We start from the raw sequence: 15,173 nt of genomic DNA, 5'->3' as shown, positions 1-15,173 counted from the left end.
TCACCTGGCCAACCAGAAAATACTGAAATGGTTGTTGGTTATTTTCTGCAGTTTGCCGATGGCGATAAAAGCATCTTTCAAGAGGGACCTTTCCATTTTCGTCAAGTGATCGGGATTGATGTAATTATCGGCTTCTTTGCCCATGATTACTTTTCTTAGATTTTCCCTGAGCCGGAAAAACATCAGGGTTTCATAGGCGGCACCGAAAAACTCAACATCATCCTTCTTTAAAATATGCAGGGTAGCCAAGCGATCGAGCCTATCCCAGGTAGAAGTTTCCTCAATCCTGTGCCTCAAAGCAAACAGCCTTACACAATCCACAACCCGCACGCAGGCGGAGATTTTCAGGTTAATCTCCCCTTTATGGGGCCCGTCCTTCCTGGTAATGAACCTCCCGGTCAAAGAGAGGGGCTGCCGGTACTGGAGTTCATCAGCGGCCAATAGGTGAGAAGCCAGGGGAGATTGCACAAAAAGATCGAAAATCCAGTTCCTCAACCGCTCAGCCAGCTCTGCTTGGCCGGCCAGGGGACGGAAATCCAGGAAAATCGTCAAGTGGCGAATATTGATGGAACTGGGATTTTGAAACCAATCCTGCACCGTCTCCATCCATTCCGTTAAGGAACGGCACCAGGCAGGGTTGGATGCCATCACGTCCCCGTTGCATCTCTTAAAGCCGCACAGGACCAGCCCGTCAATCACCCGGCGGCCTAAAGCCAAGAAGTAAGCCCTGGCTTCCTCGCGGGTCAACCCCTCCGGCTCGGCAAAAATAATGGCGTTGTCCAAATCCGTCCGCAGGGACTGCTCCCGGCGACCGCCGCTGCCCATATTGATGAAACAATAATCGGCAGGGGGAGACCCAAAACCTTCATCCGCCAGTTCCCTTTCCGCAATAGAGATGATTTTACGGGTGAGGCGATCATAGTATTCATTCATGATGGCGGTAATTTCTCTTACCGGCGTTTTCTCTGCCATCAGTGCTTTCAGCACGTTGTTGAGGGGGGCGACGGCGGAAGCCAGTTCCGGTATGGTGTGCCGGTCTTCGATGTCCTGAAGAATACTGATGGTGCCTACGCTTCTGGTCTTAATCAAGTCGCTGATGGTGACAATGCCCGCCAGTTTTTGTTCAGATACCACCGTTAAATGTTTCACCCGGTGCCGCACCATCGTCAGCAGCGCCTGGTAGAAAAAGGCATCCGGGCTGAGGGAGGAGGAAACAGGATCGGCGATCTCGACGGCTTTGGTCAGGCGGGCCGTTCGTTTACTCGCCAGCACCCTGGTAACCAAATGCCTCTCCGTAACTAATCCGATGGGCTCCTGGGCTTCGTTCACCATAACCAGGGAGCTTACATTGGCTTTAACCATTTTTTCCGCAATGTCCTCCACGGTATCTTCGGGACTGCAGGTCATCACGGGAGTTGACATAATCTCTTTAATGCGGCGGCGAAAAGTGCCTGCTTCCACCAAGTAAGCCGATTGGGCTTGTTCCCGGCCGATTTCATCATACAGAGATCTCATTCGTTCCGTAATAATCCTGGTGAAAAAGTGGCTGAAGGCAGGTTTATACAGCAACTGCTCAAAGATTTCCTTGGGCAGCAGCCAGCAGCGCAGTTCTTCCACCGCCCTGACGGAACCGGAGTACTCCTGCCCGACAATTAAACTCGTCTCACCGAAAAAGTCCCCGGCTTTGCGGTAACTGACAATGGTTTCCGTAACATGATCGCCGGACACCATCACCTCGGCCAGTCCCTCTTCAATGATAAACAAGACATTTTGGGAAGGGTCTCCCTGGCGGAAAACGTAAGTATTCGGCGTGTAAATGGCATACTCCAAGTGGGCGGCTACTTCTTCAATTTCTTTATCCGTCAAAGTGTTAAAGGGGGTAATACTCTTCAAAAAGCTGGTACTCGGTTTCGGCATGCTTCGCCTCCTTTCCGGTGTCGCCGAAGCCGGCCCCGGGGGCCGGCCTTGCTCACCCGTTACGTCCACATCTTCCTGAACGGCGGCCATCATGGTTTCCGGCGTTTGGGGTGCATCCCGGCAGAAAGACTCTGGATGCCGGCATCCCCCCGTGACCGGGTCAGTGCCTTCATGTCCCGGTTATGTTCCTCCAATCCCGGTGGCGCCGGGAACCCGCGGAGCTGTCCCCCGGCCGCCCGGGTTTCCTCCTTTAAGAAACCGTCCGCTACCGGTATAGCCCGGACATCTCTGGCATAACAGATGCAGCTTCGCCTAGTGTAGCATATGCTCTGACCCAATCCATCATGAGGGATATCAAGTGGGCGCTGCCCCTGACTCTTCCATTTAATTGCCTGGGCTTAGGGGCCACCGGCTCATGATCACTGCGGTTTTAAGGCGGCGAAGTTTCTTTCCCCCCGCCGGCGAGCTCCCTAGGGAAAACCCTTGTTCGACGGCAGCCGGCACCCCGCCCCGTTCCTCAAATGGGGCGGAAGTAGGCATCTGTCCCGTTGGTGAGGGCTGCCCCCTAAACGGATGGCGTCAAAAAGAGCCACCTCCTCTCACCGCAAGATCTCCCGCGCGATCACCAGCCGCTGGATCTGGTTCGTGCCCTCGTAAATCTGGGTCACTTTCGCTTCCCGCATCAACCGTTCCACTTTGTACTCCTCCATATACCCGTACCCGCCGAATACCTGTACTGCGTCGGTGGTGATCCTCATGGCTGCATCGCTGGCAAACATTTTGGCCATGGAAGCTTCTTTGGTATGAGGTAAGCCCCGCTCTTTCAACCAGGCTGCCTGGTAAACCAAGAGCTTGGCCGCTTCGATCTGGGTGGCCATATCCGCCAGCATGAACTGGATCCCTTGAAAGGTGGCGATAGGTTGACCAAACTGTTCCCGCACCTTGGCATAATCCCTGGCAGCTTCGAAAGCAGCCCGGGCAATGCCCAGGGCCTGAGCCCCCACGCCAATCCGGCCGGTATCCAGTAGGGACATGGCAATTTTGAATCCCTCTCCTTCCCGGCCCAGCAGGTTCTCCGCCGGTACCCGGGCATCTTCAAAAAACAGCTGTCGCGTAGCAGAAGCATGTAACCCCATTTTCCGCTCCGGCGGCCCCATGCGAAATCCCGGCGTATCCTTTTCCACCAGGAAGGCCGAAATGCCCCTGGGTCCTTTACCCGGCTCGGTGACGGCGAAGGTTAGGTAAACATCGGCTTCCCCGGCATTGGAGATAAATACTTTGGAACCGTTTAAAACATACTCATCCCCAACTTTCCGGGCCCTGGTTTTGATCCCGGCCGCATCAGAGCCCGCTTCCGGTTCCGTCAGGGCAAAAGCTCCCAGCTTCCGGCCGCCCGCCATCTCCTGCAGGAAACGCTTTTTCTGCTCTTCGCTGCCAAAATAGAGCAAGGGAAAGCATCCCAAGGAGGTATGGACCGCCAGGATCACCGCCAGGGCGGCCCAGGCCCTGGATATTTCCTCCAGGGCAATCACATAAGAAACGAAATCGGCACCGGCGCCGCCCCATTCTTCCGGAATGGGGAGCCCCATCAGATTCAGTTCCGCCAGCCTATTGACCGTCTCCCTGGGAAACCTGGCTTGTCTTTCCCAATCAGCTACGTGAGGGGCGATTTCCTTTTCGGCAAACTCCCGAAGGGTTTTCTGCAGCAGCAGCTGTTCCTCGGTAAATTGAAAATCCATAGTTGACTCCTTTCTCCACAGCCATTCGCGCTGTATTTTCAGTATTTTTTGATAATACTGCCCATGCCGGCACCCCGGAACGAGCAGGGGTGCCCGGCCCCCGGCGCCGGCGGTCGGCCTAGGGCACAGCTTTTTGCAGTTTTTCAATCAATTTGACCATGTTTTGACCCAAGATGCGGCAAGCATCCATGGCCAGCTCATCCTCCGTAACACTGCGGTAATACTTGATTTTCCCTTCTTCCACGCCGCGGAACATGGTGCCCATCACCCCGGTGGTGGTCAACAAGCGCTTCCCACCGTCAAAGGGCTCAAAGCCGTCGGCCAGGATCAGCCCCTGGCTGACCAAAAAGCGCTCCAGGATAGCCAAAGTATGTTCCTGTCCCCCGTGCCGTAACCCGGCGTGGGTTACGGCTCCGCCCACCTTGCCTTTCAAAGCAGGCTTCACCATGTGCAGGCACCGGGTCCGGTCCATAAAGTTTTTCATCAAAGCGCTGACATTGGCAAAATAGCAGGGAGAACCCAAAATAATGCCGTCCGCTTCAAGCATTTTGGCATGCAGATAGGCGTTATCGTCATCAGTAATGGCACAAGCCTCCTGCCGCAAACAAGTATTGCAGCCGGTACAGAAACGCAAATTATAATCCGATAATTCCAATAACTCCGTGGCCGCCCCCAGTTCTTGCGCCGCCTCAAGGGCGGTTTTGAGCATGATGGCAGTGTTTTTGCCCTTCCTGGGACTCCCGTTAATAGCAAGAATCTTCATGCAATTTCACTCCCGCTGTCCTGGTGTTGCCGGTCATGATCACTTCTCCCTAGTTAGATGAATTTCCTTCTTTTTCGCAGGCGCCCAGGATAAAAACCTGGCGCCGCCGGACCGGGCGGGCAGCGATGGATGATGTCTTCCCCGGCCTAAAACCTGCCGCCACCGGTAATTAATAACAAATTCGCAAAATAATCTTTAGCTTTTTCGCGGCTATCCGTTATAATATACACTGTCATGAAACAACTTGCGGCAGAGGTGGGCTATGAAAAAGGCATACAGTAAATGGTTTTTGACCCGAGTAAAAAGGGCAATCCGCGATTACGAAATGATTCAGGACGGGGATAAAGTGGCGGTAGGCGCCTCCGGGGGCAAGGACAGCACGGCCTTATTATACATCCTGTCCCTGTTAAAGAAGCACTCCCATCTCAATTTTGAATTGCAGGCTATTACCCTGGACATGGGATTGGGAACCGATTTCAGCCCTTTAGCAGACTTTTGTGCCAGGGAAAACATACCCTTTCATATCGAACCGACTCAAATCGGCCGTATTCTTTTCGATATACGCAAGGAAACCAATCCTTGCTCCCTTTGTTCCAAATTGCGCCACGGTACCCTAAACCAGGTGGCGTTGCGGCTGGGATGCAACAAGGTGGCCCTGGGGCATCACCTGGATGATGCCATCGAAACTTTTCTGTTGAATATTATCTTCACCGGGCAGCTGGGCACCTTTAAGCCGTCCACCTTCTTGGACCGGACAGGCTTGACCCTGATCCGTCCCTTGATTTACCTACCCCAGGAAACGGTTGTTTCCGTCGGGCGCCATTTTTACTTGCCGGAAATCCATAACCCTTGTCCCGCCTCGGGCCATACCCGGCGGGACAGCATGCGGGAACTGGTGAGGCAGTTGGCCGGGGAATACCCGGACGTCAAGCAAAAATTCTTAACGGCTTTCCACAACATCGATTTCAGCAACTTGTGGAAACAGCACCGCCTTCCCGGAGAAACTTTATGGCAAGAATAAAAGAACCGTTGTGGAGCTGTCCCCCGAAATGTGCCTCCCGGCAGCCACAGCTGAACACTAGATAATTCCTCAAAGAGTAAAAGGGCATTGATTGGATGCCCTTTTTTGCGCAGCCGGTTTACTCCGCCGCAGAAGTATTCTGGTGGCCCGGTGGGTGCATTTGCTGCATCATCTGCAGCATCTGCCGGCAGCACTGGTTCGTATCCCGCACCAGTTGCATCAATTCCGCCAATTCATTGGGTGTCATGGAGCCGCCGGGACACCCTTGCCAATTGTTGCCATAATGCCAGTTGTCATAACCGCCGCACCCCATGCCGGGGCCGTAACCTCCCCCGGGGCAGGACCAGTTAGGCCCGTAGTAATTGGGGTGGTTATAGTTGTTATTGTACCCGTATCCCGCCCCGTAGGCACTGTCAATGTAATAGGGATCGCCGTAGCCATAGGATGACCAGTCGTCTACATAATCCCTGCGCATTGGTACCAGACTCCTTTTTACAAATTTTAGTATTGCTACTGCATTTTATGTGGCACCAGGGGAAAAGGTGCCCTGCCGGCTATTTCCTTCCCTTGCTTTCCAACGCCAGGAGCCTCTCTTTCATCGACAAACCGCCGCCAAAGCCGGTCAGCCTGCCGTTGGTGCCAATCACGCGGTGGCAGGGGACAATCAGGGGCCAGGGGTTGTGGGCCATGGCTTGTCCCACGGAACGGGCACCTTTCGGGTTACCCACGGCCTCGGCGAGCCATTTATAGGTTCTGGTTTCCCCGTAAGGAATCTCCTGTGCTTTCGCCAGCACCCGTCGCCGGTATGGGGTGACCAGGTCCCATTGCAGGGAAATCTCCCGGAAATCAACGTACTCACCTTGGAAATACCGGTCCAGTAGTTGACGTAATCCGGTGAACCAGGCAGGGTTGTCCGCCAACTCCCCGGCGGCATGGTCTCGCAATTCACGGTAGACCAGTTCCCGGTCATCCCTGGGCAGTGTCAAATAGGCTAGGCCGCCCTCATCGCCCATAGCTCCCATCCAACCCCAGGACATCTGCCAAATAGAATAGAACATATCCATCCTCCCCGTTGATTAAATGCATCCCTGGACTACCTGTCGCATAAAGGATTTGACAGGAAGGGCCAAATCCCTCGTCTTTATTCGTCAACACATGACAAATATTTAAGGATGCCCCCGGCAATGGCTTGCGCCATCTTTTCTTGGTAATCAACCCGGTTGAGGAGTCTTTCCTCTTCCGGATTACTGATAAAGCCTGCTTCGACAATCACGGCGGGGATGTCAATTTCCTTCAGCAGGTAAGCCGTGGTCAAGGGCAGTGCCTGGCGGGTGGTGTTTTGTAACCGGTTACGGATTTCAGCCTGGATAGCTACCGCCAGTTCCTTGTTGCGAGGGTCCTTCGGGTGGTAAAAGACCTGGGCACCGCGCCACCGGCTGCCGGAGCTGTTCAGGTGAATACTGACCAGCAGTTCCGCCCCTTGCTCACGGATCAGTTTCAACCGGTTGCTCAAATCCCGGTATTTCTTGGTTCCCTCACCGGGGGTAAGCAGGTCCACATCCCGGTCCCGGGTCAGCACTACGTTAACGCCGGCTTGTTCCAGCACTTGCTGTAACTGAAGGGCAATGGCCAGGTTGATATCTTTTTCCAGGCTGCCGCCCGGGCCTTTGGCGCCCGGGTCGTAGCCTCCATGGCCCGGGTCCAGGGCGATGGTCTTTCCTCCTAAAACCCAGTTGAAGGTCTCTTGACCGGCTGCCTCCCGGTCGGCAGTACCATAGTTTACATAAAACACAAACAGGGCGGAAAGAGTTAGGCCTAACAGGCTCAGAATGATCAAACATAGCGCCCGCCGGTGCAGTACCAGAAACACTACCCGCAACCGCCTTCACTCCTCATTCCATGCTAATCATTCCTATGTGGCCGGCACCATTCCTAGAACTCTCCCCTAAAAGAAAAATCCAGTCGGCCGTCAAACGGTCGCCCACTGCCGGTCTGCCTTTCCTTTTGTTGCCGGCAAAACCGGGAAAAATAAAAACGACAAAAGGCATAAAAACCTTTTGTCGTAACACTGCCAGACCGTCATTAACGCTTGGAGAATTGAGGCGCTTTCCGGGCTTTCTTTAGGCCGTATTTCTTTCTTTCCTTCATTCTCGGATCCCGGGTGAGGAAACCGGCCTTCTTCAGCACGGGACGGAGTTCTCCGTCAGCTTGGAGAAGGGCCCGGGCAATGCCGTGACGAATAGCGCCGGCTTGTCCGGTGGTGCCACCGCCGTGTACGTTAACCAGCACATCAAAACGATCAATAGTTCCGGTCAGTTCCAAAGGCTGCTTGACGATCATTTCCAAAGTCTTCGCATGAAAATATTCATTCAGGGGCCGATCATTGATGATGAAGTTGCCGTCCCCGGGCACCAGTCGTACCCTGGCCACTGCGTGTTTCCGGCGCCCTGTACCGTAATACTGCACCTGTGCCAAACTAAATCCTCCCTTCCGTTAACCTCTCAATTCCCATTTTTCCGGCTTCTGGGCTTGATGAGGATGGCTGTCTCCGCGATAAACCTTCAGTTTCTTAAACATTTTACGCCCCAAGGAATTGTGAGGCAGCATGCCTTTCACGGCCAGCTCCACGGCCTTTTCCGGCTTGGTTGCCAACAGGGTTTGATAATCGGTAGATTTCAAACCGCCGGGATGACCGGAATGCCTGATCCATTTCTTCTGGGTTAATTTCTTACCGGTTAACACTACTTTCTCGGCATTGATCACAATGACAAAATCCCCGGTATCTACATGCGGCGTAAAGATCGGCTTGTGTTTTCCCCTGAGAATGGAGGCTACTTCCGAAGCGAGGCGTCCTAACGGCTTATCGGTCGCATCTATGATATACCATTTTCTCTCTACCTCCCGGGGTTTTGCCATAAAGGTAGTAGTCACAATCGTCCCTCCTTAACATCTGACGTGGCTGCAACATTATCTCAAGCTAACGGGGCTCTCGTGGCTTGGAGAAAAATGTATACAAAAAACCACAATAGATATTTTAATCCACAGGCTATGCAATGTCAAGCATCCAAGGAATTAAGCTTCCTGAGTGATGGCCAGGTGGCGTCGCTTCAAGTACTGGCAGGCCACCGCCGCTGCCAAAACGGCCAGTCCAATCAAGTCTGTTTGCAGACCCGGGTGGATCATCATTAAACCGCCGACTAGAAGGAGCAGCCGTTCAATTAATGACGCCTGCACCAACAAATAACCGGCCATGGCAGAACCTAAACCCACCATGCCGAATAGAGCGGTGAAAATAATCCGTACTATTTCCGCAGCACTAGTATCAATTAGCAGCATGGAAGGCGACAGGACGAAAATGTACGGCACGATGAAAGCGGCAATGGCCAGCTTAAAAGCATTCACACCGGTAACCATGGGATTACCTTTCGCAATCCCTGAACCGGCATAGGCGGCCAGGGCCACAGGCGGCGTCACGTCGGCAATCACACCAAAGTAGAAACAAAACATGTGAGCCGGCAAGGGCGGGACACCCAGCAGCATGAGAGTAGGAGCAGCGATGGTGGAGGTAATCACGTAATTGGCCGTGGTAGGAATGCCCATCCCCAGCAACAAGGAAGCCAGCATGGCCAGGGCCAGCGTCGGCAGCAGCAGCCCTTGGGCCAAATCCACCAGCACCGTAGCCAGCTTCAATCCCAAACCGGTCAGGGTAACTACCCCGACGATGATACCGGCACAGGCGCAAGCCACCAGCACGCCTAAGGCTGATCTGGCACCTGCTTCCAATCCTTCCAGTACCCCCCGCCAGCTGATGCGCGTGGAGGAGCGCAGCAGGGAGGCACCGATGGCCAGCACAATACCTACTAAAGCTGCCCGCATGGGAGTATATTGTTTCACCAGCAGCACCACAATCGCCACCAGCGGTATGATCAAGTGTCCTCGCTCCAGCAAGATGTTCTTAATTTTGGGCAGTTCTTCCCGGTTCATGCCTTTGAGCCCGGTTTTCTTGGCCTCCAGGTGGACCCCGATCCAAATCCCGGTGAAATAAAGGATGGCGGGAATAACGGCTGCTTTAGCCACTTCAATATAAGGTATCCCCACAAATTCCGCCATCAAAAAGGCAGCCGCTCCCATGATCGGGGGCATCAATTGGCCGCCGGTTGAGGCCGCTGCCTCCACCGCGCCGGCAAATTCCGGTCTGTATCCTAACCTTTTCATCATCGGTATGGTGAAACTGCCCGTGCCCGCCACATTAGCTACGGAGCTGCCGGATACAGTGCCCATGAGACCGCTGGACAACACAGCCACCTTAGCCGGTCCTCCCACGGCCCAACCGGCAATGGCATTAGCCAGGTCAATAAAGAATTGTCCTAGACCGGTCCTCTCCAGGTAAGCTCCGAATAGAATGAATAGGAAGATGAAGGTCGAGGACACGCCCAGGGGTATCCCCATAACGCCTTCCGTAGTGTAAAACAAATGACCCACCAAACGTTTTATAGTGGCGCCCTTGTGGGCAAATGCACCGGGAATATAAGGGCCGAGGAAAGCGTAAGCCACGAAGGCAAATGCTACGATCACAATGGGCCAGCCTACCACCCGGCGGGCGGCCTCAATCACCAGCAAAATACCCAGGCTACCAATGATCAAATCCGTGGTGGTGACCGTGCCTGCCCGCAGGACTAAAGCGTCATAATTGAAAACAATGTAGAGGGGCGCGGCGGCACCCAGTAAAGCCAGCAGTAAGTCCAACGGGTGCAGCCTGTCTTTCGGCCAGCTTTTCCGCGCAGGATAAAGCAAAAACACCAGGCAGAGACCAAAGGCCAGGTGAACGGAACGCTGCAAATGAGCATCCAGAACCCCAAAAGCCGCGGTATAGAGTTGGAATAAGGAAAAAGTGATAGCAACGGCGGCAATAATCCTGGCAGCAAAGCCGCCTAGACGCCGGTAACCGGATTCCGGATCTATCTCAGCCAGTATCTTTTCTGCCTCAACCTGGTTGTCAACGACGTGTTCACGGCTCATCTACCATTCCCCCTTTATCGATATACTGCCACAGCTTTGTCAACTTACCGGGACATACTCTCAAGATAATTACGGAGCCGTCGCTACTCAAATCAAACAAAGGGTATACTTGCTCCCGGTACCACAACTGGTTGTTGGTTAATGCAAGGGGCCGGATCCGGACCTCGGGAAAGACCCGTTCCAATCCTTCCAGCACAAATCTCCCATTTACCTCCCGCAGTTCTCCTTCCTCCGGCAAAAAGGGAGTCCCCACACCAAAAGCACTAAACTCCGAAGCCACCAGCCGCAATTCTCCCTGGGGACCAACTTGGAAAATCTCTATGACCGGGGTACGGTGGACGGAATGCTCATAATACAGCTTGAAGCTTTCCCCTTTTGCCAAGGGAAGCGACATCAGTTCTTCACCAGGTTCGCCGGCGACGACCAGGTAATAGGAAGGAGATAGGGAAAGACCGAGGAGGAAAAGAATCACAATTATGCCAAGCAGCACAGGACGGATACACTTTGGGCCGGACACTGGCAAGTATCCGGCCCTTGGTAAGAGCAAGTCTTTTAGCAAGGTTTATTCACCTTCAAAAAACTTTTGGGCCCCTGGATGAAGCTCAATGGACATTCCCTCAGTAGCGGTTTCTTTCTTGATTTGTGCTCCTACCGGGTGAGCTGCCACCAACCGATCGGTGTAGCTGTAGAGAGCATCTAACATGTTGTACACCAGTTCCTCATCCAATTCGGCATTGGTGGCCAGCATGGCGAGGACGGACACGGCTTTGACGTCTGCACTCTGGTTCGGGTAGGTGCCACTGGGAATGACGGTTTCCACATAGAACGGGTATTCGGCAATTAAAGCGGCGATGATATCATCGGTCAGGGAAATCAGTTTCACACCCCGGGAAGCGGCAATATCTTGCACGGCTGCCGTGGGAAAACCGGCGGTGACAAAGGCCGCATCCACGTTGCCGTCCTTCAAATTATTGGCGGCCTCACCAAAGGACAGGTACTGGACGGTAATGTCATCGTAAGTAATACCGGCCGCCCCTAAAATCTGCCGGGCATTAGCTTCCGTACCGCTGCCGGCGGCTCCAACGGCTACTCTTTTACCTTTTAGATCCGCGACGGAATTGATGTTGCTGTCTGCCAGCGTGATGATCTGGACCGTTTCCGGATACAGAGTAGCCACGCCCTTTAAACCGTCGAACCGGTTGCCTTCAAACATTTCCACGCCGTTAGCGGCATAATAAGCGATGTCATTCTGCACGAAAGCAATTTGGGCTTCATTATCTTTCAGCAAGTTAATGTTGGCTACGGACGCCCCGGTGCTCTGGGCACTGGCATTTACTCCCTCAATATTCCGGTTAAAAATATCCGCCATGGCACCGCCTAACGGGTAATAGGTACCTGAAGTACCGCCGGTAGCAATGTTAATGAACTGAGTGGTAGTTTTGGTATCTCCTTGGCTTTGCTGGTCGGAGGACCCTTGTCCGCCGCACCCGGCGGCCGCCACCAGCATCATCAACAGCAGGACAACAGCTACTAATTTCTTTCTCAGGAACATACTAGCTAACCCCTCCCCTAGGATTATTTCCCATGAAATTTTATGCATTTGTTACCTGCGCCAAGCCCCTCCTTTCCTTTACCGGTTTAGCTCAGGATCGATTGCAATTAAATGTCACTCCTAAATGGTAGCATATCCAATAATGTTCGTCAATGTAAACTAATTGCTTTATGAATATTTACCGCATTGCTTAATTATTAATTCTTTAAAGGCTTGCTGTAGTTGTCTGGTCACGGGACCAACCTTACCCCCGTTGATAAGGGTGTCATTTGCCTTGACCACCGGCAGCACCTCAATCCCTGAGCCCGTCAAGAAGGCTTCATCAGCGTTCATTAATTCTTCTGGTGTAAAAGGCGTTTCCCGCACTGCTATGCCTAACTGCCCGCACAGGTCAATCACCTGCTGCCTGGTAATACCCGGCAGTATTCTATGATCCGCCGGTGCGGTGCGGACTTGCCCCTGGGAGACAATAAAAGCGTTGGATACGGATCCCTCTGTGACGTACCCTTCTTTATACAAAACTGCTTCAAAGGCGCCGTGATCCAAAGCAGCCTGCTTCGCCAAGACGTTGGGCAGCAGGTTGAGACTCTTGATATTGCAGCGGGCCCACCGGAGATCCTCCGTCAAATAGACAGCTACCCCGTGTTCCTTTTTTTCCTCCGGTAAAGGGGCGGCTTCCCGCACCGTGATGACAAAACCGGGCGGGGTAGGGGGAACCGGGAAAGGATGGCTTCTCTTGCTGACACCCCGTGTAATATGGAAATAGACCTGGGCATGAGCGAAACCGGACTTTCCCACTGCTTCATGCACCAGTCGGGTCACTTCTTCCTTGGTATAAAGTGGCTCAATCCTGATCAGTTTCATGCTGCTGAAAAAACGGTCGACATGTTCCTGCAAACCGAAAGGAACCCCATTAAAAGCATAAACAACCTCATAGACTCCGTCACCGAACTGGTACCCGCGATCCTCTACATGAACGTAGGCCTGATCGAGGGGGACAAAATTGCCGTTAACAAAAGCCAGTTCACCCATCGTGCAGCCAACTCCTTTTTATAGAATAGATACCCATTCACTTCTGCAGCCAGCGTTGTAACGGCGGCACCACTTGTTTTTTGCGGGACATGACACCGGGAAGAAAGATGCTTCTTTCGCCGGGAGGAATATTAAAAGCCATTTCCACCCCCCTGTTGATGGACCCTGCAAAGTGAAGCTCGGACCCATCCCGCAATAAATCAGTGACAATGAGAATGCTCAAATCATAATCCCGTTCCTGCCTGATCCTGTCCAACTCCTCTTGCAGTTCTTCCCGGCTCACCGGCAGGGAATCGGGATCCAGGATCTCGATCTGACCGATGCCGACCTTGCACCCGTTGAGGACAAAGCTCTTGAAGTCCTCCAGGATAATTTCCCTCGCTGTCCTGCCGGCCATGAAGGATGCGGCTTTAAACATTTCACGGCCAAAGGCCATAACATCAATTCCGGCAATGCTCGCCAGCCATTCCGCTTGTTTCCGGTCCTGCAGGGTGGCCGTGGGAGACTTGAAAATGAGGGTATCGGACAGGATAGCGGCACACAGCAGCCCGGCAATATCAGCAGGCGGTGTAACCTCTTGCTCTTTAAATATCTTAGCAACAATGGTGGCGGTGCTCCCGACGGGCTCGTTGCGCACCACGATGGGTTCCCCTGTTTCGATATCGGCCAGGCGGTGATGGTCAATAATTTCGCAAATCTCCGCTTCTTCAATACCCGGTACCGCTTGGCTCTGTTCATTGTGGTCCACTAAAATGACCTTGCGGCCCCTGGTGGAGAGCAAGTGATACCTGGCAATAAGGCCCAGCAGCCGGAATTGTTCATCCACCACCGGGTAATTCCGGTACCTGGTTTCCAGCATGGTCCGGCGAACGTCGGCCAGCAAATCGTCCTCATAGAAGACCACTAAATGATCCCGCTTCATTACTCTATGGAGCGGTACCTCCAGTGCTGCACTGCCGCTGTCCCAGGAGTCCAAAAAAAACTGCGCCAGGTCACCCATAGTGAACAACCCAAGCAGCACCCCGTTTTCTCCCACTACGGCCAGGGTCTTGGCCCCATGCTGCCGCATAAACACGCCGGCCTGGCGCACGGTCGCATCGGGATGGATATACAATAGTCCCCCGTCCAGCATGTCCCGCGCTCGCGTATGTACACTTTCCACCAATTCAGGAGCGGGAATGTCAAAGTACTTAAGCACAAATTCCGTTTCCCGGTTGAGGCCCCCGCACCGTCCCGGCTTATAGCCCCCTTGGTGCAGTTCGTTTTTCAAACAAGCATAACCAATGGCAGAGGCGATGGAATCCGTATCGGGTCGTTGGTGACCGATCACTAGAATCTCCTTACTCATTGGAGCCCATTTCCCTCCTGCAGCCATTCTAATACATGACTTTCTCCAAACACAACCCTTTCGCCGGCACGGTAGGACCGGCACAATCCCGGTCCTGCGCTTTGATGATATCATCTATAGCTGATGGTTCCATTTTACCCTGTCCGATCTCCAGCAAAGTGCCCACGATAATGCGCACCATGTTGTACAGGAAACCATCGCCAACTATGTTTACATAAACAAGAGAACCGGATTCTTGGATATTGAACTCAAATACGGTACGTACATAATTCTTCACGGAACTGCCGCTGGCACAGAAACTGCGAAAATCATGGGTGCCCAAAAGCCGGGCTCCGGCCTCGGCCATGGCCCCTAAATCCAAATTATGGGGAAAATGATAAGCATAGTTGCGCAAAAAAACATCCGGTACCAACCCCCGGTCGATAGTATAAGAATAATGCTTAGCCCTGGCGCCGTACTGGGCATGAAAGTCCTGCGATACTTCCTCGGCCTGCAGGCACCGGATATCTGCCGGCAAGACACTGTTTACCGCTAGCGGAAAGCGGTCCGTGGGAATCCTGCTTTCCGTATCGAAGTGAATCACCTGCCCCCGGGCATGGACACCGGCATCGGTGCGTCCCGCCCCGGTCACCGTAAGATCGTGTTCTTTCGTGATCTTGCGCAAAGCGTGTTCTACTGTGCCCTGCACCGTTTTCACCCAGGGCTGTTTGGTTTGCACCTGCCAGCCGGCATAAGCCGTACCGTCATAAGCCAAGCACATCTTAATTCTGCGCCTCATACCA

The 15,173-nt window shown here is 53.4% G+C and carries 15 protein-coding genes; 1 reads left to right on the top strand and 14 read right to left on the bottom strand.

Translation table 11 applies throughout. The annotated features are described in order from the left end of the window. From GXX34_01130 to GXX34_01120, 3 genes are all read right to left on the bottom strand, one after another. Entirely contained in the window at positions 1-1,917 is a 1,917-nt protein-coding gene (locus GXX34_01130; protein HHW06129.1) for a CBS domain-containing protein, read from the bottom strand. 599 nt (positions 1,918-2,516) lie between these two features. Then, positions 2,517-3,656, bottom strand: coding sequence for an acyl-CoA dehydrogenase (locus GXX34_01125; GenBank protein ID HHW06128.1), 1,140 nt, complete (start codon positions 3,654-3,656; stop codon positions 2,517-2,519). A gap of 118 nt (positions 3,657-3,774) precedes the next feature. Continuing rightward, entirely contained in the window at positions 3,775-4,419 is a 645-nt protein-coding gene (locus tag GXX34_01120; GenBank protein ID HHW06127.1) for a flavodoxin family protein, read from the bottom strand. Positions 4,420-4,681: 262 nt separating this feature from the next. Between GXX34_01120 and GXX34_01115 the strand changes: the two genes are divergently transcribed. Further along, positions 4,682-5,440 (top strand): tRNA 2-thiocytidine biosynthesis protein TtcA, encoded by a 759-nt coding sequence (locus GXX34_01115; protein ID HHW06126.1) that lies wholly within the window; start codon positions 4,682-4,684, stop codon positions 5,438-5,440. A gap of 118 nt (positions 5,441-5,558) precedes the next feature. Here GXX34_01115 and GXX34_01110 read toward each other — a convergent pair whose 3' ends face one another. The 11 genes from GXX34_01110 to truA form a co-directional block, all read right to left on the bottom strand. Continuing rightward, positions 5,559-5,915 (bottom strand): hypothetical protein, encoded by a 357-nt coding sequence (locus GXX34_01110; GenBank protein HHW06125.1) that lies wholly within the window; start codon positions 5,913-5,915, stop codon positions 5,559-5,561. Positions 5,916-5,994: 79 nt separating this feature from the next. Further along, entirely contained in the window at positions 5,995-6,498 is a 504-nt protein-coding gene (locus GXX34_01105) for a methylated-DNA--[protein]-cysteine S-methyltransferase (protein HHW06124.1), read from the bottom strand. 83 nt (positions 6,499-6,581) lie between these two features. Then, positions 6,582-7,319, bottom strand: coding sequence for an N-acetylmuramoyl-L-alanine amidase CwlD (locus tag GXX34_01100; protein ID HHW06123.1), 738 nt, complete (start codon positions 7,317-7,319; stop codon positions 6,582-6,584). A 203-nt stretch (positions 7,320-7,522) separates the two neighbouring features. Further along, on the bottom strand, positions 7,523-7,915 hold the full coding sequence (rpsI, locus tag GXX34_01095; GenBank protein HHW06122.1) for a 30S ribosomal protein S9: 393 nt from the start codon (positions 7,913-7,915) through the stop codon (positions 7,523-7,525). An 18-nt stretch (positions 7,916-7,933) separates the two neighbouring features. Continuing rightward, a complete protein-coding gene (gene rplM / locus GXX34_01090) occupies positions 7,934-8,371 on the bottom strand; it encodes a 50S ribosomal protein L13 (GenBank protein ID HHW06121.1) in 438 nt (145 codons plus the stop codon). A 141-nt stretch (positions 8,372-8,512) separates the two neighbouring features. Further along, positions 8,513-10,459, bottom strand: coding sequence for a TRAP transporter permease (locus GXX34_01085; protein HHW06120.1), 1,947 nt, complete (start codon positions 10,457-10,459; stop codon positions 8,513-8,515). Then, entirely contained in the window at positions 10,449-10,949 is a 501-nt protein-coding gene (locus tag GXX34_01080; protein ID HHW06119.1) for a DUF1850 domain-containing protein, read from the bottom strand. Before GXX34_01080 ends, GXX34_01085 begins: the two co-directional genes overlap by 11 nt. A gap of 72 nt (positions 10,950-11,021) precedes the next feature. Continuing rightward, a complete protein-coding gene (locus GXX34_01075) occupies positions 11,022-12,011 on the bottom strand; it encodes a TAXI family TRAP transporter solute-binding subunit (protein HHW06118.1) in 990 nt (329 codons plus the stop codon). Positions 12,012-12,179: 168 nt separating this feature from the next. After that, positions 12,180-13,043, bottom strand: a complete 864-nt coding sequence (gene dat, locus GXX34_01070; GenBank protein ID HHW06117.1) for a D-amino-acid transaminase — start codon at positions 13,041-13,043, stop codon at positions 12,180-12,182. A gap of 37 nt (positions 13,044-13,080) precedes the next feature. Further along, entirely contained in the window at positions 13,081-14,391 is a 1,311-nt protein-coding gene (locus GXX34_01065; GenBank protein ID HHW06116.1) for a putative manganese-dependent inorganic diphosphatase, read from the bottom strand. A 28-nt stretch (positions 14,392-14,419) separates the two neighbouring features. Then, positions 14,420-15,169: a tRNA pseudouridine(38-40) synthase TruA gene (truA, locus tag GXX34_01060; GenBank protein ID HHW06115.1), complete on the bottom strand. Its 750-nt coding sequence runs from the start codon at positions 15,167-15,169 to the stop codon at positions 14,420-14,422. Positions 15,170-15,173 lie beyond the last annotated feature (4 nt).

Source organism: Clostridia bacterium, assembly GCA_012840125.1.
In the GTDB taxonomy this organism is placed as follows: domain Bacteria; phylum Bacillota; class DULZ01; order DULZ01; family DULZ01; genus DULZ01.
Note: the sequence above shows the minus strand (reverse complement) of the source record. Positions and strands in the feature narration are given on the sequence as shown.

Coding starts and splice junctions, on each gene's coding strand:
- GXX34_01130 (HHW06129.1), bottom strand. CDS start 1,917: ATGCCGAAACCGAGTACCAGCTTTTTGAAGAGTATTACCCCCTTTAAC.
- GXX34_01125 (HHW06128.1), bottom strand. CDS start 3,656: ATGGATTTTCAATTTACCGAGGAACAGCTGCTGCTGCAGAAAACCCTT.
- GXX34_01120 (HHW06127.1), bottom strand. CDS start 4,419: ATGAAGATTCTTGCTATTAACGGGAGTCCCAGGAAGGGCAAAAACACT.
- GXX34_01115 (HHW06126.1), top strand. CDS start 4,682: ATGAAAAAGGCATACAGTAAATGGTTTTTGACCCGAGTAAAAAGGGCA.
- GXX34_01110 (HHW06125.1), bottom strand. CDS start 5,915: ATGCGCAGGGATTATGTAGACGACTGGTCATCCTATGGCTACGGCGAT.
- GXX34_01105 (HHW06124.1), bottom strand. CDS start 6,498: ATGTTCTATTCTATTTGGCAGATGTCCTGGGGTTGGATGGGAGCTATG.
- GXX34_01085 (HHW06120.1), bottom strand. CDS start 10,459: ATGAGCCGTGAACACGTCGTTGACAACCAGGTTGAGGCAGAAAAGATA.
- GXX34_01075 (HHW06118.1), bottom strand. CDS start 12,011: ATGTTCCTGAGAAAGAAATTAGTAGCTGTTGTCCTGCTGTTGATGATG.
- dat (HHW06117.1), bottom strand. CDS start 13,043: ATGGGTGAACTGGCTTTTGTTAACGGCAATTTTGTCCCCCTCGATCAG.
- GXX34_01065 (HHW06116.1), bottom strand. CDS start 14,391: ATGAGTAAGGAGATTCTAGTGATCGGTCACCAACGACCCGATACGGAT.
- truA (HHW06115.1), bottom strand. CDS start 15,169: ATGAGGCGCAGAATTAAGATGTGCTTGGCTTATGACGGTACGGCTTAT.